We start from the raw sequence: 2176 nt of genomic DNA, 5'->3' as shown, positions 1-2176 counted from the left end.
GCGCCCCCCGCCGCTCCCACCGCAGGAAGAGCAGGAGGGCGAGAGCCGAGACGGCGAAGAGCCACCAGAGGCGGGCCAGTCCGCCGTCCTCGGCCTGGACCAGCGGCAGGAGGAACGTGAACACCGCGACACCGAGCAGTCCCGCGCCGACGAGGTCGAGCTGGCGTCCCACCGCGCCCCGCCCGGTGTTCCTCGGCAGCAGGCGCAGCGCGGCCACCAGCGTGAGCAGGGCGATGGGCACGTTGACGTAGAAGACCCAGCGCCATCCGGTGTCGGCGCCGAAGAGACCGATGATCACCCCGCCCAGGACGGGTCCCACCGCCGTGGAGATCCCCACGGTCGCCCCGAACACCCCGAAAGCCCGACCTCGTTCGGCGCCTCGGAAGAGGTCCTGGATGAGACCGGTGTTCTGCGGGGTCAGCAGGCCGGCGGCGGCTCCCTGGAGGAGTCGGGCCACGACGAGCACGCCGATGTGGTGCGCCGCGCCCGCGAAGGCGCTGGTGACCGCGAAGGCGCTGATGGCGATGAGGAACATGCGTCGGCGTCCGACGGCGTCACCGAGCCTGCCACCCGCGACGAGGGTGAGGCCGAAGGTGAGGGCGTATCCGGAGACGACCCACTGGACGTCAGCCGGTGACGCCGCCAGCCCCCGCTGGATCGAGGGCAGGGCGACGTTGACGATGCTGACGTCGAGCAGCCCCATGAAGCCCGCTCCGAGCGTGATGCCCAGTGCTCGCCAGCGTCGGGGGTCGGGCTCCTCGCTGCCGCCGGTGCGGCTCGGCTCTGGTCGCACCCTTCGGAACTACCCCGGCCGGGGGCGGCCCTACCGGCCGGACCGGACGCGGGGTCATCGGAGGCCAGCGCTGGGCCGTTCGGCTGGTCGGGTGCGCAGGACGCACGACGGCGGGCGCACGAGTCCCGACCGGCGTCGTCGACGGCTGACCAGCCCTCGGCATTGTAGGTTTCTTACAAACATGCGCACATCGCCAGTTGAGCATTGATCACCCCAGGAGCCCGGGGTACGCTTCCGTTGCTTCCGGGAGCATTTCGACGATAACGGCGGAAAAGAGCGCGGAATAGTACGCGAACGCCGTTCCACACTTCAGTTCACGATAACTCGCAACCCAGATCCAAAGTCTGTCACTGGGGAGGATCAGTGGTGTCCGAGAATACGACGAACCGTCGAAGATTCCTGGGGGCGGCCGGTCTCGCGGCCGTCGCCACCGCCGGGCTGGCGCTCGTCCCCGCCACCGCCGTCGCCGGGCAACGGGATGCCGCCACGGCCGACCCGTTCACCGGCGAACCGCTCGACGCTGGCGTCGACTGCGACAGGGAGTACCGGCCGTGACGACTTTCGTGAGCCGCTCGGGCTGGGGTGCCCGCGCGTGGACGAGCAGGTCCACCAACATCACCCCGCAGAACGGCGGGGTGGCCGTGCACTACGTCGGTGCCGGCTCGGTGGCCAGGCAGGACCACGCCGACTGCGCCGCCCAGGTGCGCGGCATCCAGAACCAGCACATGGACGGCAACGGGTGGGCCGACATCGCCTACACGTACCTGGTGTGCGTGCACGACCACGTTTTCACGGGTCGGGGGATCAACACCCGAACGGCTGCCAACGGATCGAATTCGGGAAACCAGAACTGGTACGCGGTGTGCGCGCTCATCGGTTCCTCGGACTCGGTTCCCAGCGAGCTCGTGAACGGGATCAGGTCGGCGATCGACACGCTGCGGGCGACCGGGGGCGCGGCGAACGGGATCACCGGCCACCGGGACCACGTCGCGACGGCGTGCCCGGGGGAGATCCTCTACGGGATGGTCGGCGACGGAACGCTCGACCCGGGAGGCGGAGGCGGAGGGCCGGGCACTCCACCCGCCTGGCCGGGCGTGTACTTCAGCTATCCGCCGATCACCCGCCACGCGAGCGTGTCCACCTGGCAGGGGCGGATGCGCGAGCGCGGCTGGTCGATCACGGTGGACGGGGCCTACGGGCAGGCGTCCAAGGACGTCTGCCTCGCCTTCCAGCGGGAGAAGGGGCTCACCGCCGACGGCATCGTCGGTCCCGCGACCTGGAACGCGGCGTGGACCGCGCCGCTCTGACGGCGCCCGGCCGGCCGCCCCGGCGGTGACCGGCGGGGCCCGGTTCCGAACGGACCACCCGCCCGGAACCGGGCCC

The 2176-nt window shown here is 71.0% G+C and carries 3 protein-coding genes; 2 read left to right on the top strand and 1 reads right to left on the bottom strand.

Going from position 1 to position 2176, the window contains the following annotated elements; genetic code table 11:
• The coding region (locus ACTIDRAF_RS0225660; protein ID WP_026066500.1) for an MFS transporter at positions 1-793 on the bottom strand (793 nt) is incomplete at its 3' end.
• A gap of 366 nt (positions 794-1159) precedes the next feature.
• Between ACTIDRAF_RS0225660 and ACTIDRAF_RS0225655 the strand changes: the two genes are divergently transcribed.
• Both ACTIDRAF_RS0225655 and ACTIDRAF_RS0225650 read left to right on the top strand, forming a co-directional pair.
• Positions 1160-1348 carry a hypothetical protein gene (locus ACTIDRAF_RS0225655; protein WP_016701504.1) on the top strand — a complete coding sequence of 63 codons (189 nt, stop codon included), beginning with the start codon at positions 1160-1162 and terminating at the stop codon, positions 1346-1348.
• Positions 1345-2100, top strand: a complete 756-nt coding sequence (locus ACTIDRAF_RS0225650; RefSeq protein WP_026066498.1) for a peptidoglycan recognition protein family protein — start codon at positions 1345-1347, stop codon at positions 2098-2100. Before ACTIDRAF_RS0225655 ends, ACTIDRAF_RS0225650 begins: the two co-directional genes overlap by 4 nt.
• Positions 2101-2176: the final 76 nt, after the last annotated feature.

This window comes from Actinoalloteichus spitiensis RMV-1378, assembly GCF_000239155.1.
Classification (GTDB): Bacteria; Actinomycetota; Actinomycetes; order Mycobacteriales; family Pseudonocardiaceae; genus Actinoalloteichus_B; species Actinoalloteichus_B spitiensis.
The sequence above is the reverse complement of the archived record's forward strand: the minus strand, read 5'-3'. Positions and strand labels throughout refer to the sequence as shown.